Below are 21,361 nucleotides of genomic sequence, written 5' to 3' on the forward strand. Positions count from 1 at the left end.
GAGCGCCGCGCCGGGGAACGCCAAGGAACACCGCGACATGAACAACGAGAACCAAGACATCGATTTGCTGCCCTTGCTTCGGCAACTCGAAACCGAACTGCATCGGCCCGCAGCGCGCGGTGACCGCCATCGGCTGGACGCGCTGCTGCACGACGACTTCCTGGAGTTCGGCCGCTCCGGCGGCATCTACACCAAGGCCGACACGCTGGACGAGCTTCCCACCGAAGCCGCCTCGGGCACGATCTGGGCGCAGGATTTCTCGCTGCGTTCCCTCGGGCCAGGCGTGGCCATGCTGAACTACCGGTCAGCCTGCCAGCAGCCGGACAACCGGCTGGAGCGGCACACGCTTCGCACCTCGATCTGGACGCTGACGGACAAGGGTTGGCAGATGTCGTTTCACCAGGGCACGCCGACCGAGAGCTTCGCGGAAAAAGCCGTGTAGTCGGGCAGCCGCATAGCGGCTCCTCAGACTGCTGACAAGGCCGGATCTGCGTTGTCGGGCTCCCCTCTCCCGCGTGCGGGAGATGGGCTGGGGGAGAGGGCGGGCGCTCGTTACGCCTGCGTGCTGGAAAACACCACGGGCTTCACTTGAAGTGGCTCCTAGCTAAGCCACCCCTCTCCCCGGCCCTCTCCCCCTGAGGGGAGAGGGAGAGACAGCCGTCGTCATGGCGCGCGGCGGCTTTGGCCCGTTCGGCGGCTTCGGCTAGTGCTTCAGGTTTGTCAGCAGCCTGGGGATAGGAACGGCAGCAAGCGCGTCGGCATTGAGGCCAATCATCGTGCCGATGCCCCTCGCTCAGCGATGGTCGCGTGCATTTCCACCACCGAGACCGGACGTTGCAATGTGCCGATGATCCCTTTCAGAGCAGATATCGATTGTGTGGCTGCAATGATCTCGTAGCGACCACTCTCCTCATTCATGACGAATTCAATCCGGTCACCCGTGACCACGCCTAGCGCATTGCGCACGTCGGCAGGGATGGTGACTTGCCCTTTGGCATTGATGATGGCTGACGTCGGAAAAGCGTGACCATGAGTGCAGTAAGGGACATATTAAAAATAGCTTGCAATTAGATCGCGCGCTATGTATATTCCAGCCCATGGACACGAAACGCACCTTCCGGACCAAGCAGGCAGCACCCGGCGCCACGGTAAATGCCGCGTCGGCGCTGCTGCTGGACCAGCAGTTCTGCTTTTCCGTGTACGCCACGTCGCTTGCGCTGAACAAGCTGTACCGCAAGTTGCTGGCGCCGCTGGGCCTGACGTATCCGCAGTATCTGGTGATGATGGTGCTGTGGGAGGCCGATGGCCTGACCGTTTCGGAAATCGGCGCACGCCTGCATCTGGATTCGGCCACCTTGACGCCGTTGCTCAAGCGCATGGAAGCCCAGCAATTGCTGCGGCGCGAACGTGCGGTTGCCGACGAGCGGCAGGTGATCGTCTCGCTGACCGCCGAGGGCCACGCGCTCAAGGAGCCGGCTGAGGCCGTGCCGCGCGCGGTGCTCTGTGCCTCGGGCTGCAGCGTCGACCAGGTGGTGGCCGTGAAGGCGGAGCTGGACCAGCTGCGCGAGCGGTTTGCAGAAGCGGCTGGCGGGTAAGGTCAAGGCGCCGGCGCTATTGGAGCGACGGCTGAAGACGGGCTGCTCAACTTGACAGCCCGTTTTGATTGTCTATTATATAGCGTGCTATTTAATAGCTAGCTATTTAGTATGGAAAGCGAGCATGCTTTCTCCAACCGAAGGCTCGATGAGCCAGTTTTTATCACTAGCCAGGAGTGTCATCATGTCGATCGAAAAAGTCCTCTACCGTGCTTCCGCCACCGCAACCGGAGGCCGTGACGGCCGCGCCGTGTCGTCCGATAGCGCGCTGGATATCAAGCTGGCCACCCCGCGCGAGCTGGGCGGCGCGGGTGGTGCCGGCACCAACCCGGAACAACTGTTCGCGGCTGGCTATTCGGCTTGCTTCCTGGGTGCCCTGAAGTTCGTGGCGGCGCGTGACAAGGTGGCACTGCCTGCCGACACCGCCATCACCGGCCAGGTCGGCATCGGCGCCATCCCCACCGGGTTTGGCATCGAGGTGGACCTGAACATCGCGCTGCCGGGCCTGGATCGCGCCGTTGCGCAAGACCTGGTCGACAAGGCGCACGTGGTCTGCCCGTACTCGAACGCCACGCGCGGCAATATCGACGTGCGCCTGACGCTGATCTGAGCGTAGATCCGGATCCCGGAGGCTCCCCCGGGCCGGCCCCGCGCAATGCTCTAAAATGAGCATCCCTTGCGCGGGGCCGGCTGCTTTGTCTCGCGTGCCGCCTCAAGTGGCAATCAGCGAAACAAGAAGACGGACCCGGAGACACAGTGCGCTACGAACTCACCGACCTGCGCCTGTTCCAGGCGATTGCAGAAGCACAGAGCCTGTCCAGCGGCGCGTCCGCCATCCACATCACGGCATCCGCCGCCAGCTACCGCCTCAAGAATCTCGAACACGCGATGGGCACGGCCCTGTTCGTGCGTAGCGCGCGCGGCATGGAGCTCACACCTGCTGGCGAAACCTTGCTGGTGCACGTGCGCGAACTGCTGCGCGGCGTGGAGCGCATGCATGGCGAGGTGGGACGCTTTTCCGCCGGGCTCAAGGGCCATATCCGGCTGCTGGCCAACAGCAGTTCGCTCAATGGCTTCATCATCCCCAGCGTGAGCCGCTTCCTGGCCGCCAACCCGGATGTCAACATCGACCTGGAAGAGCGTGCCAGCCAGGCGATTCCCGCCGCCGTGGCCGCGCAGGAGGCCGATATCGGCATCCTGGCCGGCGACATCGATGCCAGCGACGTTCGCGCCGTGCGCTACGCGGTGGACGAACTGATCCTTGCGGTGCCCAACGGCCATCCGCTGGCGCGCCAGGCCGAGTTGCGCTTTGGCGCCGCGCTGGATTTCGATTTCGTGTGCATGAGCCGCGGCAGCAGCAACTTCCTCTTCTTGCGCGACATGGCGCAGCGCGCCGGCAAGAGCCCCAACTTGCGGCTGCACGCGCATAGCTTCGAGGCTGCACTGTCGCTAGTCGAAGCCGGCGTGGGCGTGGCGCTGGTACCGCGCAGCGTGGCCGCAACGGCCCTGCGCGAGGCGCGGATAGCCGGCGTGCGCCTGGCAGAGACCTGGGCCCGCCGCGAGCTTAACCTGATCGTGCGCGCCGAAGGCAAGCTGCCGTCCTTCACGGCGGCGTTCGTGCAATTCCTGCTCAATGATCCGCGTGTTGCCACCACGCGGGAGGATGGCGCTCCGGTGGTGTAGTTGCTGGCGCCACCGGTAACCATGAAAAAAGCGACTGCATCTGCGCTACATATATCATTTTTCGAATAGATTCATCGTCGCTACACTTTCCTCGTGTACCCAGACTTGACAAGGGTAGGCACAAGGAAAAAAACGATGAACAAGAAGCAAACGCTCGCCGCCGCTCTGGCGCTCTCCCTCCTCGGCATCGCCCCCACCAGTACCTCCGCCTGGAGCGCCACGGCGCCTACGCCGGCCGCCAAGGCCGCCCGTGTCGCCGCCCTGTTCGGCAGCCCCGCCGACGTGGGCACGACGACCCGCACGGTCACGCTGGCCCCGGGCATGAACTACGTGAACGTGGCATCCGGTGAATCGGTGGCCTTCCGCGCCGGCGGCAAGACTGTCGGCTGGACGTTCCTGGAGGCCATCGGCGGGACTTCGGTCGATATGAGGACCATCTTCCCGGATGTGGCGCAGGCCAGGGGGATCCGGGTGTACATCGCGCCGAGCGAAGTATTCAGAGGCGGTTAAGCAGGAGCGGTGGCGCCCCGCAGTTGCCGCCCAGCGTGGCGAGCGTAGGGCGTTTATACAGGGCGTTACAGGTGTTGGGCGTTGAGCTGGTATTGAGTCCTACCCCGGCCGCGAAAGCTGCGGTGACGGAACGTGCGGGAAGAGATGCGGCGGATCGCTTCAAGCGCGAGGTCTGGTAGGCCAGGGCTGAAACTCGCACGAGCGTGGACTCTGGACGTATTCCCCCAAGCCTTCCAATTCCACGAACCGGTGATTCGAATCTTTCGGATGGCCGGGCTCCGGCCACAAAAATATACTGGCCGGCAGCCCCAAGCCATCGATCGCGGATCTCTCCGCCTCTTGTCGACCAGGCGGCGGCACACAAGAACGAAAGACCGGAGACACCGTGAAATCCATCCAGGCCCGCGCGCGCCTGCTCGCCTTGTGCGGCAGCGCCCTTAGTTTCCTGATTTCCCTGATTTCCCTGACAACAGCCGCGCCCGCGCTGGCCCAGCCTGACGCGTATCCCAGCAAGCCCGTCACCATCGTGGTGGCATTCGCGCCCGGCGGCATGACCGATATCGTGGGGCGCTTGCTGGCGGCGGAGCTGTCGCAGGCGTTCAGGCAGAGCTTTGTGGTGGAGAACCGTCCCGGCGCGGCCGGGCAGATCGCGACCGAGTACGTGGCGCGCAAGCCCAACGATGGCTACACGCTGTTGCTTAGCGCGACCGGCCATGTGATCGGGCCGGCCGTGCAGAAGAACGTACGCTACCAGCCGGTGAAGGATTTCGAGCCGATCGCGTTGATCGCCAAGGCGCCGAACCTGCTGGTGGTGAACCCATCGGTGCCGGCCAAGACGTTGCCGGAGTTCATCAAGTGGGCCAGATCGCAGCCCAGCGTGCCTTATGGCTCGGCCGGGGTTGGCGGCTCCACGCACCTTGCCGGCGAGCTGTTCCGGCAGGTGGCGGGCGTGCCGCTGGTGCATGTGCCGTACAAGGGCGCGTCGCCGTCGACCAACGATGTGGTGGCGGGGCAGATTCCGATGGTGTTCCAGGATTCCATGAGCGTGTCCGCGTTTATCGCGGCCGGCAAGCTGCGTCCGATCGCGGTCACCAGCGCGGAGCGCAGCAAGCTGTTTCCCGATCTGCCGACCATTGCCGAAGCCGGTTTCAAGAACTATGACCTCTACACCTGGCTGGGTTTGTACGCGCCGGCCGGCACGTCGCCGGAGATCGTGGCGAGGCTGAACCAGGAGGCCAACCGCATCATGCGCTCGCCGGAGATGGCGGCCAAGCTGCGCAAGCAAAGCGCCGAAGCCGCGGGCACGCTGGGGCCGGCGGAATTCCGCAAGTACGTCGAGGCCGAGGTGACCAAGTGGCAGCGCACTGTCCAGGTCACCGGCGTGAAGGTGGACGAGTAAATGGGCCGGCAAGCACGCGAAGCCATATCGATGCATGACGAATCCTCCACGCAGGACGCCCCGGGCGCGGACGCCTTCTACTTTGGCCAGCTGGCCCAGGGCCGCTTCGTCATTCCCCGCTGCGCGGATTGTGGCCGGTGGCATTTCTTCCCGCGCGTGCTGTGCCCGCACTGCGGCTCGGATGCGCTGGAATGGCTGGCGCCCGCGGGCGGCGGCACCGTGTACTCCACCACCACGGTGCGCCGCAAGGAGGGCGACTACAACGTCTGCCTGGTCGACCTGGACGAAGGGCCAAGGATGATGAGCCGCGTCACCGGCGTCGCGCCGGACGCGGTCCGCATCGGCATGCGCGTGCAGGCGCAGGTCGCGCGCGAGGAAGCCGGGCCCTTGCTGGTATTCGTTCCGGGAGAGACGCAATGATAGGCAATACCAGAGGCAGATCCGGCTCGCAGCGCGGCGCCGTCGCCATTCTCGGCACGGGGCTGGCCGGCCTTGGCCACGCCGGGGGCCGTACCGAGCAGGAGATCATCGCGCAGGCAGCGCATGCCGCGGTCAAGGCCAGTGGCCTGAGCATGCAGGAGATCGACGGCATCATCACCTCCAGCCTCACCTCGCCGTGGTGGGTGATGCGCATGGCCGAGTACCTGGGCATCCGGCCGAGGTTTTCCGATAGCACGATGTTTGGCGGCTCGTCGTTTATCGCCGACCTGAAGATTGCCGCGATGGCGATCGAGGCGGGCGAATGCGACAACGTACTGATCTGCTACGGCAGCACGCCGCGCAGCGTGCCGAGCAGCTCGCGCCAGAACCAGATGCGAGCCGAGCTTGACCCGCAGCCCTACGAGCATCCGTACAAGCCCTTCAACCCGCCCAGCAGCTATGCGCTGGCCGCGGCGCGCCACATGCACCAGTACGGCACCACGCGCACGCAACTGGCGGAGGTGGCCGTGGCCGCGCGCAAGTGGGCGCAGCTCAACCCCGATGCGTTCTCGCGCGACCCGCTGACGGTCGATGACGTCATCAACGCCAAGATGATCTCGGACCCGCTCACGGTGCGTGATTGCTGCCTGGTCACCGATGGCGCCGGCGCCTTCGTGGTCACGCGGGCCGACCGCGCGCGCGGCCTGCATGCCAGCCCGGTGTATGTACTGGGGTGCGGCCACGCCCACTGGCACCGGCAGATCTCCTGCATGGACGACGTGACCGTCACGCCCGCCGTGGAGTCCGGGCGCAGGGCATTCGCCGAGGCGGGCCTGACGCCGGCCGATATCGACGTGGTGGAGCTCTACGATGCGTTCACCATCAACCCGATCCTGTTCCTGGAGGACCTCGGCTTCTGCGCCAAGGGCGAGGGCGGCGCCTTCGTCTCCGGCGGGCGCATCGAGCCGAGCGGTGCGTTCCCGATGAACACCAATGGCGGCGGGCTGTCCTGCCTCCACCCGGGCATGTACAGCATCTTCCTGGTGATCGAGGCCGTCACGCAACTGCGCCGCGAGGCTGGCGCCCGCCAGGTCAAGGACGCGGACATCGCGCTGGTGCATGGCAATGGCGGCGTGCTGTCCAGCCAGGCTACGGCCATTCTCTCCACCTTGCCTTGAGCTCGCGTAATCCCATGACATCCAGTTCTTCGGCGTCCGCCTTCACCCCGCTCACCGCCACCGCGCCTACGGTGCAATATGGCCGCCAGGGCCGCACCGCGATCCTGTTGCTCGACAATCCGCCCGTGAACGGCCTGGGGGACACCGTACGCCTTGGCCTGTTCGACGGCATCGCCCGGGCCGGGCAAGACGATGCCGTGACGGCAATCGTGATCCTCGGCGCCGGCAAGGCGTTCTGCGGTGGCGCGGATATCCGCCAGTTCAATACGCCGGCCGCCAGCGCGCAGCCCACCCTGCGCCAGGTGATCGCGCGCATCGAGCAGTCGGCCAAGCCGGTGGTTGCCGCCATCCATGGCGTGGCGCTGGGCGGTGGCATGGAACTGGCCCTCGGTTGCCATTACCGCATCGCCAGCGCCGATGCCAGTCTGGGGCTGCCGGAGGTCAATCTCGGGCTGGTGCCCGGCGGCGGCGGCACGCAGCGCCTGCCGCGCCTGATCGGCGTGCCGGCGGCGCTGGAGCTGATCCAGAGCGGCAACCCTGTGCGCGGTGACAAGGCGGTGGCCCTCGGCATGGCCAACGCGTTGATCGACGGCGAGCCGCTGGCCGCGGCCGTGGCTTTCACCGAGCGCGTGGTGGGTTTGCCGGGCGCCCATCCCGTGATCGCGCGCAAGCCTTGTGCCGATGCCGCTGGCGTGGACTTTGCCGCGCGCATCGCGGCGGTTAGCGCCAAGGCGCGCAATGCGCTGGCGCAACGCGCCGCCATTGCTTGCGTGGAGGCCGCCACGCGCTTGCCGATTGAAGCCGGTCTCGACGACGAACGTGCCCGCTTCGGCCAGCTCGTGGCGGGCACGGAGTCGAAGGCGCTGCGCCACCTCTTCTTCGCCGAGCGCGAGGCGCCCAAGGTGGCAGCACTGCCGGCAGGCGCATCGCTGCGCCCGGCGGTGCGGGTGGGCATTCTCGGCGCCGGCACCATGGGCGCGGCCATCGCCATGGCCTTTGCCAACGCCGGCATCCCGGTGACCTTGCTGGAACAGCAGCAGGCCGCGCTGGATCGCGGGCTGGCCATGATCCGCCGCAACTACGAGATCACGGCCGCCAAGGGCAAGCTCACGGCGCAGGGCATTGCGCAGCGGATGGCGTGCATCACGCCCACGCTGGCCGATGCCGCCCTGGCGGATGCCGACCTGGTCATCGAAGCGGTCTTCGAGGACATGGCGGTCAAGCAAGCCGTGTTCGCCCGGCTCGACGCGTTATGCAAGCCCGGCGCCATCCTCGCCACCAATACCTCGCGCCTGAGCATCGACGTGATCGCCGCGTCCACTTCGCGCCCACAGGATGTGATCGGGTTGCACTTCTTCAGCCCAGCCAATGTCATGAAGCTGCTGGAAGTGGTGCAGGGCGAGCGCACCGCGCCGGAGGTCACCGCCACCTGCATGAAGATGGCCCAGGCCATCGGCAAGATCCCGGTGCTGGTGCGCGTGTGCGAGGGTTTTGTCGGCAACCGCATGCTCACGCCCTACTGGCGCGAGGCCGGCTTCCTGCTGGAGGAGGGCGCATCGCCGCAACAGGTGGACGGCGCGCTCACGCGCTTTGGCATGGCCATGGGCCCGCTGGCCATGGCCGATCTTGCCGGCATGGATATCAACTGGGCCACGCGCAAGCGGCTCGCGCCGACTCGGCCCGCGCACCTGCGCTACTCCAAGGTGGCCGACCGCATCTGCGAGCAAGGCCGCTTCGGCCAGAAGACCAATGCGGGCTACTACCGCTACGAAGCCGGCAGCCGCACGCCGCTGCCCGATCCGGCGGTCGACGCGCTGATCCGCGCCTGCGCGGCGCAGGCCGGCATCGAACGCCGCGACGTGAGTCACGAGGAAATCGTCGAGCGCTGCGTGCTCGCGCTGGTCAACGAGGGCGCGCGCATCCTGGAGGAGGGCATCGCGCAGCGCGCCTCGGATATCGACGTGGTGTACGTGCATGGCTACGGCTTTCCTGCGTGGCGGGGCGGGCCGATGTTCCATGCCGAGACCATCGGTCTGGACCGCACGCTCGACAAGATCCGGGCGTTGAATGCCATCCACGGCGAGCACTGGACACCCGCGCCACTGCTGGTCCGGCTGGTGGCCGAAGGGCGCCAGACCTTCGCCGGGGGCTGATCTGGCGCGGGACGCGCGCCTGCGTGCCGCGCGTCGACCCCGGGGACCGGTTGCCTTACGGTGAAAGGCGGAGGACACTAGCGTGGTTTTGCTGATGCGGCCCACCGTCAGCGCTAGTGCCAGCGCTAGTGCCAACGCCAACGCCAACGCCAACGCAAGGGAGAGGCAACCATGGCCGTCACCGACAAGATGTCCACCGTCGCGGATCGCGAACTGACGCTGACCCGCATCATCGACGCTCCGCGCGCCGCCGTCTTCAAGGCATGGACCGATCCCGAGCTGGTCAAGCAGTGGTTCGCGCCCAGCCCGTGGACGATCTCCGCGGCGCAGATGGACGTGCGCCCCGGCGGCGAGAGCCTGGTCGTCATGCGCAGCCCGGAAGGGGTCGAGTTTCCCAACCGTGGCGTTTATCTTGAGGTGGTGGAGAACAAGCGGCTTGTCTTCACCGATGCCTATGTCACGGCGTGGGAGCCTTCCGAGAAACCGTTCATGACCGTCGTGCTGACGTTCGAGGACGAGGACGCGGGCAGCAAGACCCGGTACACGGCACGCGTGCGGCACTGGACGGTGGAAGATCGCATGGCGCACGAGCAGATGGGCTTTCACGCAGGCTGGGGGCAGTGCGCCGACCAGCTGGCTGCCCTTGTCACCATGCGTTGACCCGCCGGCCGGGAGGCCGCGCCGGGCGCGTCTTTCGTTGTCTGCCAGGTAGCCGATGATGATGCCAAGAATCACACGTCTGCTCAAGCGCAGGGCCGTGCTGGCCGGCGTAGTGCTCGTCAGCACGCGCGCGGTGGTGGATGCGCGCTATGCGAACCCGCCCGCGAACGGCAGCGAGCTGGTGCTGTTCGACCTGAACCATGACGCGCACCTTGGCCCACGCATGCGCCCGAGCAATGGCGGGCTGGCGGCGCCGTATCGGCTGCAGGGCATGGACGAAGGCATCGCGCAAGCCGGCGGGCCGGCATGACCAGCACGCTGCTCGCTCGCGTCCATCCGTTGCTGCGGCGCGTGCTGCGCCCGGTGCTGGATCCGGCGCGCCGCTACCGCCATGCCAAGGTGATTCATGCCGCCAGGGTGGCGCTGGGCCTGCTGACGTCCATTGCGCTGACCACCGGCATCCACCTGCCCCATGGCGAGTGGGCGTCAATCACGCTGCTGGTGGTCATCGGCGGCCTGCAGCACCACGGCAATATCCGCAAGAAGGCGGCCGAACGCGCGCTCGGCACGCTGATCGGCGCGGGCGCGGGGCTGGTGATCATCCTGCAGCAATCGTATTTTCACGCGCCTTTGCTCAGCTACGCGCTGATCGTGATCGCTTGCGCCATCTGCGCGTACCACGCGATCGGCAAGGGTGGCTACGTGGCGCTGCTCTCCGCCATCACCATCTTTATCGTCGCCGGCCATGGCGAGAACGCCATCGCGGACGGCCTCTGGCGCGCGGCGGATGTACTGATCGGCATCGCGATCGCGCTGCTGTTCTCCTTTGCGCTGCCCCTGCACGCCACCTACACGTGGCGCTACAAGCTGGCCGAGGCCCTGCGCAGCTGCGCCAGGATGCACACGGCCATCGTCAACGACGCAGGCTTCGACCGGGCCGTGCTGCAGCGGGCCATGGTGCTGCAAGGCAGCTTGCTGGTACAGCTGCGATCGCTGATGCCGTCGGTGGCCAAGGAGATCAACGTATCGATGGAGCAGCTCGAGGCCATCCAGCACGGCATGCGCGTGTGCATCAGCCTGCTGGAAGTGCTCGCGGCCACGCGCCCGCGCGTTGACGGCGACGAGGACAAGGCATTGGTGCGCGATCACCTTGCCGAAGAGAACCGCCGTGTCAGCGCCATGCTGATCGGCATGGCGCGTGCGCTGACCCATGGCGTGGTGGCGCGCCTGGCGCCGCGCGGCAGTTGTTCGCTCGCGCAAATCGCGGGCACCGTGCCACCGCGATGGGCAGGCTATGTGTCGCTGACGCTGCGCTTGTCCGACGAGTTCGACGACCTCAGGCAGCGCCTGGCGGCCATCGCCGATCGCTGGAACATTTAAGCCCGCTTCGACATCGCCAACCGCCTGATCCCCTCGCAGCGGCACCATCGGTGCCTGCCTGCCTGCCCACCGGCGTTAACCCTGAGCTCGCTTGGGAAAACAGGAGGCGCTGGACTCATCGATACGTGCTTGCTGGTACTAGCGCTCCCCTGGCCGATCTTCAATACTGCAAAGGAAGACCAGCCGGCCATGCCAGGCGGGACGATGGCTGTGGCCATTCCGCTGAGCCTGATCTTCGATGCGTGTGTCGCGCCTCGGACGCGGATCCGCGAGTACCAGCCTCAGCCGTTTGGCCGCCCCGATACGCCCCAGATCGCCAGCTTCTCCGTGCGGCTGCACGGCCAGTTCGACAAGCAGCGCCTGAAGGCGTTTCTCAAGTCGGTGCCCGGCAATGTGCTGCGTGCCAAAGGTATCGTCAGGCTGGCGGGGAACGCGCGTGCGCATGCGTGTCAGGTGGCGGCGCGCCGAGTGGCACTGTCGGTTTGCGAGCAAGCTAGCGCAGGGGATCTCTCCACGGTGGTGTTCATCGGGCGCTTCGACAACGCGGATGAAACTGGCTTGCGGGCCGGGCTTGTGGCTTGCCTGCAGGGCGAAACGGGGGACTCAGGGGTGGCCTTGCGTCGCGCCCGCGCCGTGACGTCGCCACAGTAGCCGGCGCAGCATCCAGGCCCCGGCCAGCCCCAATGGAATGGCGAACGCCCATACGCCGACTGGCGCTTCCAGCACCGTGCTTTCCGGCGCCATTGCGGCGGAGACCATGACGCCTGTGTTGAGGCCCGCATGCAGGACGATGCCGGGCCAGAGCGAACGCGTGCGGCAATAGAGCGCCGCCGCGAACAGCCCGATGGCGAACGCGATCACGAACTGGTAGATGTTCAGGTGCGCCACGCCAAAGACGAAGGCCGAGTACACGGTGGCGTCGGCACGCACGTAGCGCTTGAGCATGCCCCGCAGCAGGATGCCGCGGAAGAACATCTCCTCCACGAGCGGCGCAATCAGGCACACCAGCACCCAGATGCCGATGCCCCCGCTCGTCATCTCCGTGATCATGCGCGCGTCATCGGCGGAAAAGGGGAGTAGCGCCTCTATGCCGATCATGGCCAGCCCGTCGAGCAGCAAGATCAGCGGCACCATCAGCAGGATCGGCGGGCCCAACACGCCCAGCGTGGCCGCCACGCTGGCGCGGCCCTCATGGAACAGCTTGCGGTAGCTCAACCCGCTGGCATGCAGCAAGGTGCTGAATACCAGCCCGTAGCAGGCCACGCGAATCAGGCTGGCGGCGGCCATTGGCTGCATGCCGCTGCGCAGCAGGGCCGGGCGCAGCAACATGGTCAATATCACCTCGACAAACCAGGCCACGAAGGTGAGCGCGAGCGCCCATTGGAAAGTGATCGGTTGGGTCTGGTCTGGCCGGTTCGGATTCATGGATCGCGGGGTCTTTCGGGACGATGGGCTTGTCGTAGGTTGCCGCTTCCATTAACGGCAACGGCAGCGCGAATCTGTAGAATCGGCTGCTCAAAAACGACGTGAGTGCCATGCACTTGCGAAAGATCCTTGGATTTCTGCTGGGAGCGCTCGGCGCCGCCGGGACTGCCCATCCAGCCCGGAAACCTGAAATGGTCGATGTGAAATCCATCGGATACACGCTGGCAACGGTTGCCGCGGACCCGCTCGAATACGTGATGCCTGGCAAGGAGAGTTAGCATCCAGGCGTCTAACTGCAGGTCTGTGTCAATGTGCTCGCTTCGATACGCGAGCAATCAGTTCATCCAGCCGCCACAGGAACAGCTTCAGGATGGGGGAACGGTTCGCCTCGCTGTAGCCAATGGCGAGGTCGATCGTCGGCACCTCGCCGGCAAGGGGGCGGCTGACGACCGACAAGGGCATCAGACTCTCGACATAGGCCGGGATCAGCGTCACGCCTCGCGTCGATGCCACCAATGACATGACCATCGCAGGGTTGTCCACACATTGGGTCGGTGTGATCCGAACCCCTGAGCGCTCCAGGTAGTCGTCGATCACCGCGCGCAGCACCTTGGCCTTGTTCGCCATGGCGATGAAGGGCTCGCCAACGAGCTCTTGTGGGCGGATGGCCTCGCGTGACGTCAGCGGATGATCGCTGGGCATCAGCACCACAAGCGGTTCCTGGCTCACGACCCTGTAAGTGAGATCGAAGCCCGGTTCGGCGCGCAGGAGCGCCAGATCCAGCTTGCCCCGTGCTAGTCCTTCGGCAAGATCCGGCGAGTAGTCGCTGGAGACGGTGACATCGACATTGGGCAATTCGTCGCGAAGGATGTGCATGGCCTCGGGCAGCCAGGTCATTTCCTGCCCGGTGAGGAACCCGAGCGCAAACCGCTGCTTGGCTGGTTGCGCCGCCCTGCGGGCCGCTTCGACCGCAGCGTCCACCTGGGTAAGGGCAAGCCGCGCGTGATCGATAAATGCCTTGCCTGCGGCGGTCAGCTCCACGCCGCGCCCGCTGCGGCTCAATAGTTCGACCCCGACCTGATTTTCCAGGTCCCGGATCTGCCGGCTCAGTGACGGCTGTGAGGTGTGCAGCCGTCGCTCCGCGGCCACCGTCAGGCTACCCGTCTCGGCGACCGCGATGAAATACCGAAGGTGTCGCAGTTCCATTGCTCCTCCATGTTGAACCCCCCATGCCTGCGAGGTATGCCCGTCAGCTTATAAAGTCTTTTCCAATTTTGTCACGAACCCCTAGATTCTTACCAGTGGCGGCGTATTGGGGCGTCCTGTCCTCGCCGGAATCTAGGTGCCGGCTAAACCTCCCCATACCCCGAAAATCATATCGCACCGGAGTTGTTCAATCATGACCAAGCCCGTAGTCCTCATCACCGGAGCCCTGACCGGCATCGGCCGTGCCACCGCTCTGGCCTTTGCCAAGAATGGTGCCCATCTCGTCGTCTCCGGCCGCCGGCAGGCCGAAGGCAAGGCCCTCGAAACCGAGCTTCAGCAACTCGGCGCCGAGGTCGCCTTCATCCAGGCCGACGTCCGCCACGACGATCAGGTTCGCGATCTGGTCGATCAGACCGTGGCCCGCTTCGGCCGTCTCGACGTGGCCGTCAACAACGCCGGCACGGAAGGGCAGCCGGGGCTGGTTGTCGACCAGACCGCCGAGAGCTACGCCGCCACCTTCGATACCAACGTGCTGGGCACGCTGCTGAGCCTCAAGCACGAACTGCGCGTGATGACGGCCCAGAAGAGCGGCAGCATCATCAATATCTCCTCGACCTACGGTCACGAAGGGGCGGCCTACGCCTCCATCTACGCCGGCAGCAAGCATGCAGTCGATGGCTTCACCAAGTCGGCCGCGCTGGAAGTCGCCACCACAGGTGTGCGCGTCAACGCTGTTGCCCCCGGCCCGGTCGACACCGGCATGCTCGACCGCTTCACCGGCACCCCCGAGAACAAGGCGGCGCTGACCGCTACCGTACCGCTGGGCCGCGTCGGCAAGCCGGGCGACATTGCCAACGCAGTGCTCTTCCTCGCGTCCGACGCCTCGTCCTTCGTGACCGGCCAGATCGTCACCGTCGATGGTGGCAAGACCGCGGGCTGATCGTCCCAGCGCCACTCTCCCGGGGCGCGTCATCGACACGCAGTGGGGTGAGGGCGCATCGCCTTGGGACAAGCCTGGCATCGCCCGCGGCCTCAGCCGCTGAACCTCACGCCTGTCGCTTTGGCGAGGCGCCTTAGCCCCGCATGCCTCGAAGGACATTCGACATGACCGCATACACACACCAGACGGCGCCGACGCAGTATGTCGAAGCCCAGGGCATTCGCTTTGCCTATCGCCGCTTTGGCAAGACCGGCGGCGTGCCGCTCGTCTTCAACATGCACTTCACCGGCACCATGGACCACTGGGACCCGGCGGTGACGGACGGGGTTGCGCAGCAGCGCGAAGTCATCCTGTTCAACAACGCAGGCATCTCCAGCAGTTCCGGCGAGGTACCGGCCTCGATCGAGAAGATGGCGGCTAACGCCGCGGCTTTTATCAAGGCGCTCGGTCTTTCCCAGGTCGATGTGCTCGGTTTTTCCCTGGGCGGCCTCGTTGCGCAGGAACTGGCGCTGGCCGAGCCCGCCCTCGTGCGACGCCTGATCCTGTTGGGCACCGGCCCGCGCAGCGGCGAAGGCATGGCTTCGCTGTCGCCCGAAGCGCAAGAGATTTTCGGCGCGACCTACGATGAGCCTGATCACTTGTGGCTCAGGGTCTTCTTCACGCCGTCCGAGGCCAGCCAGACGGCTGGACGCGCTTACCTCAAGCGCTTGCGCCAACGCATCGAGGGCCGCGATCCCGATGTTGGCGACCAGGTTGCCCCTGCGCAGCTCGAGGCGCTGACCAAGTGGGGCGCACCGCGCGAGAATCCCTTCGACTACCTGAAGGCGATCACGCAGCCAACGCTGGTCGTCAACGGCGACAGCGACGTGATCATCTACTCGGTGAACTCCTCGATCCTGCAGCAGCACATCCCGAACGCGCAACTGATCCTCTATCCGGACGCCAACCACGGCTCGCAGTATCAGTACCCCGAGCGGTTCGTAGACGACGTCTCCCTGTTCCTGTCTCAAGATGGCGGGCGCGCGCCCGACCAGGAGAAAGCAATGTCCACACATCCCGTAGTCCTCATCACAGGCGCACTGACCGGCATAGGCCGCGCTACCGCGCTGGCCTTCGCTCGTGAAGGCGCGCACGTCGTAGTTTCCGGACGGCGCGATGAAGAAGGCCAGAAACTCGCTGCCGAACTTCGAAAGCTCGGTGCCGAAGCGGAGTTTCTCAAGTCTGATGTGCGTCATGAAGACGAAGTCAGCAGCTTGGTCGATGGCACGGTCGCGCGCTTTGGTCGACTCGACGTGGCAGTCAACGCCGCCGGCACTGAAGGCCAGTCCGGACCAGTGACGGAACTGACGCCCGAGAACTATGCGGCCACTTTCGACACCAACGTGCTCGGCACATTGCTCAGCGTGAAGCACGAGATGCGCGTGATGCTCGCGCAAGGCAGCGGCAGCATCGTCAATATCTCATCGACGATGGGTGAGCGCGGCGCGGCGAACGCATCCCTCTACACCGCCAGCAAGCACGCGGTGGAAGGCCTGACCAAATCGGCCGCGCTCGAGGGCGCCGCATCCGGCGTGCGGGTCAACGCCATTGCCCCGGGCCCGGTTCAGACCGCCATGCTCGACCGGCTCACCGGCACGGCTGACAGGAAAGCCACCTTCCTCTCGAGTGTTCCCCTCAAGCGCGCGGGAGCCCCCGAAGAAATCGCCGATGCCATCGTGTTCATCGCGTCCGGCAAGGCGACCTTCATTACGGGCCAGATCATCCGAGTCAACGGCGGCAAGACCGCTTCGTGACGTTCGAGCGCCAGATGTCGAAGCATCCCGTGGAAGGTTCCCGGCCATTCGAGTTGGGGCCGCGGACCAGTTTCTGGGTGGCGGCGGGTGTGGTCGCACATACGCTATGGACCAGCGCTGCGCCCGCCATGACCTATCGGCTGTATGCCGAGCAGTGGCACCTGACCCACACGGTGACGACCGGCATATTCGCCATCTATCCGGTCTTCGTCGTGACCGTCCTGATTGCATTCGGCGACCTCTCCGACCATCTTGGCCGTCGAGCGACGATGTTGCTGGGGCTGGGCGCGTCGTTGCTCGGTGTGCTGCTGCTCGCCATTGCACCGAGCGTGTCGTGGCTGTTCGCCGGCCGCGCCCTGATGGGCATCGGCGTTGGCCTCAGCGCCGGCGCCTCGACGGCCGCGATGGTGGAGTTCGGCTCGCAGGGGCAGGGTAAGCGCGCCGCATCCGTTATGGCGACTGCACAAGCCTTCGGTTTCGCGGCGGCGCTGCTCGTAGGCGGTGCGCTGACGCAATACGCGCCATGGCCGCTGCATCTCAGCTTCTGGGTGCTGTTTGTCCTCATTGCGCTGCTATTCGCCGCGGCCTGGCTCTTGCCTCGTCACGCGGGTGTGCCAGCGGCTGGCAAGTGGCGCCCCAAGGCGCCGTCCATCCCCTGCGCCTTGCGGCCCGCGTTCGCAGTCGCAGCGCTCGCGGTAACTACCGCGTATACGCATGGCGTACTGATCCTGTCGCTCGGCGCCCAGGTAGCCCGCGACCTGGTGGGTTCCCCCAATGCCCTGGTCAACGGTGCCGCGCTGGCATTGTTCGCCGTCACGTCTGGTGTGTTCGGGATCGTCGCGCGTAGGCTACGCCCTGGCATTTCCATGACCTTGGGCGCCATCGCGTCGGCGGCCGGCATGGCATTGCTCGCCCTGTCCACAGCTTGGCACGGACTGTGGATATTCCTGGCGGCCACGACGATGACGGGCATCGGCTATGCCCTGCTTTTTCTGGGTGGTCTCACCTTGATCAATGGCTTGACACATGCGCAGCACCGCGGCGGAGTGCTCTCGACCCTCTACCTGTTCGCCTATCTCTCGCTCGGCGTCGTCGCCCTTGGCCTTGGTGTCGTGGCGACGCACGAGGGACTGGGCCTGGCGGTCGATCTTGGCGCCGGCGTGATCGCCTTGCTCAGTCTCGCAACGATCGCGCTGCTCATGATGCAACGAAAGGCGGGCGTTCTGGGCGAGCCTGCATCCCACTGAACCTGCAATCCCGACGCTCAACGAAAGCGCAGGTCCCGACCTTCGCTCCGCGAGCATCTCGATTTTCAACAAAGGAAATTAACCATGACCTCCGACCCGATCAGGCTCCACCACTCAGCTTCCTCACCCAACTCGCGGCGCGTGCGCATCTTCCTCGCCGAGAAGGGGTTGTCAATACCACTCGTTCCCGTCGATCTAAGCAAGGGCGAGCAGCATTCCGAGCCATATCGGGCGATCAACCCTCGCCGGGTCGTGCCCACGTTGGTGCTGGAGGACGGCACGGCTATCGGCGAAGTGCCGGCGATCTGCAGGTACATCGAAGAAATCCACCCGGAGACACCCCTGCTCGGTGACACGGCAAAGGAAAAGGCGCTGGTGGCGATGTGGGAGCGGCGCGCCGAACTGGAAGGCTTCGCCGCGGTCATGGAGGCCATCCGCAATGCCGCGCCAGGTCTCAAAGGCCGCGCGATCGCTGGCCCCCACGACTACGAGCAGATTCCTGAGCTGGCGGAGCGCAGCAAGCTGCGGGTGGAGAATTTCTTCGCCGATCTCGATGCCCGCCTGGAACAAGTCCCATTCGTGGCCGGTGATCGCTTCTCCGCTGCCGACATCACTGCGATGGTGGCCGTGGATTTCGCCGCCAAGGCGATCGACTTCGTCATCCCGGAGGAGCACGCTTCACTGCGGCGCTGGTACGACGTGGTATCGAAGCGCCCCAGCGCGTCAGCATAGATCACGACAAGGCCCCTTTGTCGCAAAAGCCTGGCCCAGCCAGCATCCCCCTCCGCAACCTCATTTTGGTCTGGGAAGCGGGGCTTTCCGGAGCCGGGGAAGAGGGGAAAGAGGAGGGGAGCGGGGCCGGTATCCCGACGCGTCAATCCAAAGGAGAGTGTTCATGTCAAGCAACGCCACCGCTGCAACCCGGTCCGTCAAGGTTCCGGATGCCGATCATCCGATCGCCATCGAGCCCAACCCGTCTCGCGTGGTGGTCACGCTAGCCGGCCACGTCATCGCTGATACACGCGACGCGTTGACGCTTCGCGAGGCCCGCTACCCAGCCGTCCTGTATATCCCGAGGAAGGATGTGGACATGACGCTGCTCAAACGGTCCGACCACACCACCTATTGTCCCTACAAGGGCGACTGCGCGTACTTCTCGATTCCGTCCGGCGGCGAGCGCTCCGTCAATGCGGTCTGGACTTACGAAGACCCATACGCGGCTGTCGCGCCGATCAAGGATCACCTCGCTTTCTACACTGACCGGATCGATGCAATCGAGGAACGCGCGAACGGCGAGGCGCAATTCTGACCGCAGATTCCCCTGCATGGCAGCGCAGGGGGGCAATGACGGAAAAAGCCGCGTCGTAACGCTCGATTGGCAGATTCCAGGCCTGTCAGCCGTCAGGGGAGATATCCGATGCTCTACGAAATCCGAACTTACACCTTCAAGCCGCTACGCGGCGCCGATTGGCTCGCTTTGTACAAGAGCGAGGGGCTGGCGCTTCAGCTGGAATTCCTCGGCGACCTGATTGGCTTCTTCACGACTGAAATCGACGATATCAGCCAGATCGCTCATATCTGGGCCTACAAAGGCCTTGACGATCGGCTTGAGCGTCGGGACAGGATGGCTGCCGACAGCCGCTGGCAGGAATTCGGTCGCAAGGTGAAGGCGCTGGACATCCTGGTGAGCATGGAGTCGCGGATCATGCGCCCGACGGACTTCTCACCACTGAAGTAGGCGCAAGCACGAGGCAGCCGCAGTGCCATACCGCCCGCCTGAAAGCACGAGCACCGCGAAGCGGGCGACCAACAGTTCGCATCACCCCCATCGAGGAAAACCTTGCTCTGGTTGGGACTTTTCAAATGCACCGGCGTGGGACCCAGGCCCATGCCATCAACGGCGATGGTGAATACGATGTCCACCCCCCTTTTCGATGATCTTCCTGCGCCGCTCACGAGCGTGCAAACGCGGCCTCTGTTCGTCATGCGCCTGGACGTCAAGCCGATCGTCATCGTCGGCGACACGCCGGGCCCGTTTCGACGCGTCGGCATCGTGTCGTCGGGAACGTTCGCCGGCGAGCGAGTGTCGGGCCAGGTGCTGGACGGCGGGAGCGACTGGCAAACCGTGCGCAGCGACGGGAGCACCATGCTCGACGTGCGCCTGATCCTCCAGACCGACGACGGCACCAACGTCACTATGTCTTACCGCGGCATCCGCCACGGCGCCACTGAGGTCATACGGCGACTGGAGAAAGGCGAAGAAGTCGACCCGGCAAGCTACTACTTCCGGATCAACCCGATGTTCGAAGCGCCGGCCGGGAAGTATGCGTGGTTGAACCAGGTCATCGCGGTCGGTGTGGGCCATCGGTTCGTGTACGGACCCGTCTACAGCGTGTTTGAAATCCTATGAGCAATGGACGGGCGCTGCCCCGGTCCCACAGGGGAAGCAGAAGATGACAGCGAAGAACACGCCCCCCGCCACAGCCCCCTCGTATACGCTAAGGGACATCCGGACGTTCGTCGGCTACGACGGCTACGGCCTCGAAGCCGACGTCTACCTCGCCAAGCGGAAGGTGGCCTCGATCTACGACGCCGCCGACGGCAGCCCGCTCCGGATTGAATACGCCGGGGGGAAGCAGAAGACGGCCCTCCACAAGTTCGCCGCGCGCTGGTACACGGAGTCGGGCGTGGAAGCCGACCACGAGGCCATCCGCGCAGAGGTGCTGGCGAAGCACGGCAAGGTCACCAACTGCCGCCCGGACGCGCAAGGGAAGCTCGAGTCGTGGGTCAACGCCGAGATCGACCGCATTCCACCGCGCCTCTGGAACCCCAGCCGCTCAGCCCGATGTCAACCGGGAAAACCCGCGAGCGACGGAGTCTGTTAGCGCAAATGCGGCGCACCAGGCGCGGCATCTACCAACTTCCTTGGGTGGCCGCAGTCGGCGGGCAACAAGGCTCTATCACTCCGGGTGGGACGTCAAACGGTCATCCGCTCATGGAAGATCTCACTCAAGTCAAGAATGACTGGTAAGGCGCCGCGCCTAATGGGGGACGGTATGTACGCAGCCGGATTGCCTGCGCGTGGCCCCCACCTCTACGTCCCGAATTCCTATCGCCTGTTCGACATTGATTTGCATACTTTGCAGTCCTATGCGACGACCCAGTCGAGGCCAGCAATCGGCCCACCGGCTTGCTGCATGCGACCGCCTGCAACCAGACCGCCAAGATCCACTGCCGCGTAGCCAAACTCCTTGACGAGACCGATCACCACTGCCTTTGCGTCCTTGTCGTCACCGGAGACGAAGATGACGCGCTTTCCGTCATGAAACTTCGGGCCCTTGTCGTAGTGCTCCATGCGGATAGCATTGAACGCCTTGACGACGCGAGCCCCTGGCGCGTGTGCCGCGACGATCTCGCTGGCGCCCGTGCCCCCCAAGTCCGCCAGAACGAGCTCAGGCTCGAGTTGCGCAAAAGGGTTGGTGGTATCCACCAAAATGCGACCTGCCCAATCAGGCAGCCCATCCAGGGCCGACGGGACTTGAAGCCATGGAACGGCGAGCATGACCAGCTCGAGCCGGGCCACCTCCTGGACCGTATCTGCCGACGCGTTCGGACCGAGTCCGGCCACGATATCGCCCAAAGCCTGCGGCCCACGACGAGCGCTCAAGACAACCTCATGTCCTGCTTGAATGGCACTCCTGGCGATGGACTGCGCTACAGCACCGGCTCCAATAAAACCAATCTTCATTTCGACACCTCAGTGGCAACGTAA

The 21,361-nt window shown here is 65.2% G+C and carries 26 protein-coding genes and 1 pseudogene; 23 read left to right on the top strand and 4 right to left on the bottom strand.

Features of this window, described 5'->3' with window-relative positions; all coding sequences use genetic code 11:
* Positions 1–37 precede the first annotated feature (37 nt).
* Positions 38–442: a nuclear transport factor 2 family protein gene (locus tag ACYP5B_RS11225; RefSeq protein WP_400098700.1), complete on the top strand. Its 405-nt coding sequence runs from the start codon at positions 38–40 to the stop codon at positions 440–442.
* Positions 443–771: 329 nt separating this feature from the next.
* On the opposite strand, the gene ACYP5B_RS11230 is transcribed toward ACYP5B_RS11225, so the two are convergent.
* Positions 772–1,005: an AbrB/MazE/SpoVT family DNA-binding domain-containing protein gene (locus ACYP5B_RS11230; RefSeq protein ID WP_400098763.1), complete on the bottom strand. Its 234-nt coding sequence runs from the start codon at positions 1,003–1,005 to the stop codon at positions 772–774.
* A gap of 92 nt (positions 1,006–1,097) precedes the next feature.
* On the opposite strand from ACYP5B_RS11230, the gene ACYP5B_RS11235 reads away from it, so the two are divergent.
* The 12 genes from ACYP5B_RS11235 (at position 1,098) to ACYP5B_RS11290 (ending at position 11,629) form a co-directional block, all read left to right on the top strand.
* Positions 1,098–1,595, top strand: coding sequence for a MarR family winged helix-turn-helix transcriptional regulator (locus ACYP5B_RS11235; protein ID WP_400098702.1), 498 nt, complete (start codon positions 1,098–1,100; stop codon positions 1,593–1,595).
* A gap of 184 nt (positions 1,596–1,779) precedes the next feature.
* On the top strand, positions 1,780–2,205 hold the full coding sequence (locus ACYP5B_RS11240) for an organic hydroperoxide resistance protein (RefSeq protein ID WP_318232093.1): 426 nt from the start codon (positions 1,780–1,782) through the stop codon (positions 2,203–2,205).
* Positions 2,206–2,351: 146 nt separating this feature from the next.
* Complete coding sequence (locus ACYP5B_RS11245; protein WP_459569647.1) at positions 2,352–3,278, top strand: LysR substrate-binding domain-containing protein; 927 nt, start codon at positions 2,352–2,354, stop codon at positions 3,276–3,278.
* A gap of 135 nt (positions 3,279–3,413) precedes the next feature.
* Positions 3,414–3,788 (top strand): CzcE family metal-binding protein, encoded by a 375-nt coding sequence (locus ACYP5B_RS11250; protein ID WP_400098706.1) that lies wholly within the window; start codon positions 3,414–3,416, stop codon positions 3,786–3,788.
* A gap of 385 nt (positions 3,789–4,173) precedes the next feature.
* Positions 4,174–5,187 carry a tripartite tricarboxylate transporter substrate binding protein gene (locus ACYP5B_RS11255; RefSeq protein WP_459569648.1) on the top strand — a complete coding sequence of 338 codons (1,014 nt, stop codon included), beginning with the start codon at positions 4,174–4,176 and terminating at the stop codon, positions 5,185–5,187.
* A 30-nt stretch (positions 5,188–5,217) separates the two neighbouring features.
* Positions 5,218–5,607 (top strand): Zn-ribbon domain-containing OB-fold protein, encoded by a 390-nt coding sequence (locus ACYP5B_RS11260; protein WP_400098709.1) that lies wholly within the window; start codon positions 5,218–5,220, stop codon positions 5,605–5,607.
* Complete coding sequence (locus ACYP5B_RS11265) at positions 5,604–6,785, top strand: thiolase (protein WP_400098711.1); 1,182 nt, start codon at positions 5,604–5,606, stop codon at positions 6,783–6,785. Before ACYP5B_RS11260 ends, ACYP5B_RS11265 begins: the two co-directional genes overlap by 4 nt.
* Before the next feature lie 14 nt (positions 6,786–6,799).
* Positions 6,800–8,938, top strand: a complete 2,139-nt coding sequence (locus tag ACYP5B_RS11270) for a 3-hydroxyacyl-CoA dehydrogenase NAD-binding domain-containing protein (protein WP_459569649.1) — start codon at positions 6,800–6,802, stop codon at positions 8,936–8,938.
* 171 nt (positions 8,939–9,109) lie between these two features.
* Positions 9,110–9,598 (top strand): SRPBCC family protein, encoded by a 489-nt coding sequence (locus tag ACYP5B_RS11275; RefSeq protein WP_459569650.1) that lies wholly within the window; start codon positions 9,110–9,112, stop codon positions 9,596–9,598.
* A gap of 61 nt (positions 9,599–9,659) precedes the next feature.
* Entirely contained in the window at positions 9,660–9,908 is a 249-nt protein-coding gene (locus tag ACYP5B_RS11280) for a hypothetical protein (protein ID WP_400098717.1), read from the top strand.
* Positions 9,905–10,978 carry an FUSC family protein gene (locus tag ACYP5B_RS11285; RefSeq protein WP_459569651.1) on the top strand — a complete coding sequence of 358 codons (1,074 nt, stop codon included), beginning with the start codon at positions 9,905–9,907 and terminating at the stop codon, positions 10,976–10,978. The genes ACYP5B_RS11280 and ACYP5B_RS11285 overlap by 4 nt, the downstream gene beginning before the upstream one ends.
* Before the next feature lie 204 nt (positions 10,979–11,182).
* Positions 11,183–11,629, top strand: coding sequence for a GTP-binding protein (locus ACYP5B_RS11290; RefSeq protein WP_400098719.1), 447 nt, complete (start codon positions 11,183–11,185; stop codon positions 11,627–11,629).
* Here the strand turns inward: ACYP5B_RS11290 and ACYP5B_RS11295 are convergent.
* Complete coding sequence (locus ACYP5B_RS11295; protein ID WP_459569652.1) at positions 11,582–12,403, bottom strand: CPBP family intramembrane glutamic endopeptidase; 822 nt, start codon at positions 12,401–12,403, stop codon at positions 11,582–11,584. The genes ACYP5B_RS11290 and ACYP5B_RS11295 overlap by 48 nt on opposite strands.
* Positions 12,404–12,513: 110 nt before the next feature.
* On the opposite strand from ACYP5B_RS11295, the gene ACYP5B_RS11300 reads away from it, so the two are divergent.
* The gene (locus ACYP5B_RS11300; protein ID WP_400098721.1) at positions 12,514–12,681 is read left to right on the top strand and encodes a hypothetical protein; all 168 of its coding nucleotides are present in this window, start codon (positions 12,514–12,516) and stop codon (positions 12,679–12,681) included.
* Positions 12,682–12,709: 28 nt separating this feature from the next.
* Here ACYP5B_RS11300 and ACYP5B_RS11305 read toward each other — a convergent pair whose 3' ends face one another.
* On the bottom strand, positions 12,710–13,609 hold the full coding sequence (locus tag ACYP5B_RS11305; RefSeq protein WP_459569653.1) for a LysR family transcriptional regulator: 900 nt from the start codon (positions 13,607–13,609) through the stop codon (positions 12,710–12,712).
* 193 nt (positions 13,610–13,802) lie between these two features.
* Here ACYP5B_RS11305 and ACYP5B_RS11310 point away from each other — a divergent pair, with 193 nt between their 5' ends.
* The 9 genes and pseudogenes from ACYP5B_RS11310 (at position 13,803) to ACYP5B_RS11350 (ending at position 20,474) form a co-directional block, all read left to right on the top strand.
* Positions 13,803–14,549, top strand: a complete 747-nt coding sequence (locus ACYP5B_RS11310; RefSeq protein WP_400098724.1) for an SDR family NAD(P)-dependent oxidoreductase — start codon at positions 13,803–13,805, stop codon at positions 14,547–14,549.
* Between the two features lie 164 nt (positions 14,550–14,713).
* Positions 14,714–15,565 (top strand): annotated as a pseudogene (locus ACYP5B_RS11315) (alpha/beta fold hydrolase); the annotation flags it as partial.
* Between the two features lie 27 nt (positions 15,566–15,592).
* A complete protein-coding gene (locus tag ACYP5B_RS11320) occupies positions 15,593–16,342 on the top strand; it encodes an SDR family NAD(P)-dependent oxidoreductase (protein ID WP_459569709.1) in 750 nt (249 codons plus the stop codon).
* On the top strand, positions 16,339–17,589 hold the full coding sequence (locus ACYP5B_RS11325) for an MFS transporter (RefSeq protein WP_459569654.1): 1,251 nt from the start codon (positions 16,339–16,341) through the stop codon (positions 17,587–17,589). Before ACYP5B_RS11320 ends, ACYP5B_RS11325 begins: the two co-directional genes overlap by 4 nt.
* A gap of 84 nt (positions 17,590–17,673) precedes the next feature.
* Positions 17,674–18,321: a glutathione S-transferase family protein gene (locus ACYP5B_RS11330; protein ID WP_459569656.1), complete on the top strand. Its 648-nt coding sequence runs from the start codon at positions 17,674–17,676 to the stop codon at positions 18,319–18,321.
* A gap of 163 nt (positions 18,322–18,484) precedes the next feature.
* Positions 18,485–18,898 carry a DUF427 domain-containing protein gene (locus ACYP5B_RS11335; RefSeq protein WP_459569657.1) on the top strand — a complete coding sequence of 138 codons (414 nt, stop codon included), beginning with the start codon at positions 18,485–18,487 and terminating at the stop codon, positions 18,896–18,898.
* Positions 18,899–19,006: 108 nt separating this feature from the next.
* Positions 19,007–19,327, top strand: a complete 321-nt coding sequence (locus ACYP5B_RS11340; RefSeq protein WP_459569658.1) for an NIPSNAP family protein — start codon at positions 19,007–19,009, stop codon at positions 19,325–19,327.
* Positions 19,328–19,504: 177 nt separating this feature from the next.
* Entirely contained in the window at positions 19,505–19,999 is a 495-nt protein-coding gene (locus tag ACYP5B_RS11345; protein ID WP_459569659.1) for a DUF3237 domain-containing protein, read from the top strand.
* Between the two features lie 43 nt (positions 20,000–20,042).
* The gene (locus ACYP5B_RS11350; protein WP_459569660.1) at positions 20,043–20,474 is read left to right on the top strand and encodes a hypothetical protein; all 432 of its coding nucleotides are present in this window, start codon (positions 20,043–20,045) and stop codon (positions 20,472–20,474) included.
* 263 nt (positions 20,475–20,737) lie between these two features.
* On the opposite strand, the gene ACYP5B_RS11355 is transcribed toward ACYP5B_RS11350, so the two are convergent.
* Positions 20,738–21,337: an NADPH-dependent F420 reductase gene (locus ACYP5B_RS11355; protein ID WP_459569661.1), complete on the bottom strand. Its 600-nt coding sequence runs from the start codon at positions 21,335–21,337 to the stop codon at positions 20,738–20,740.
* Between the last annotated feature and the right edge of the window lie 24 nt (positions 21,338–21,361).

The organism is Cupriavidus sp. 8B, assembly GCF_054589115.1.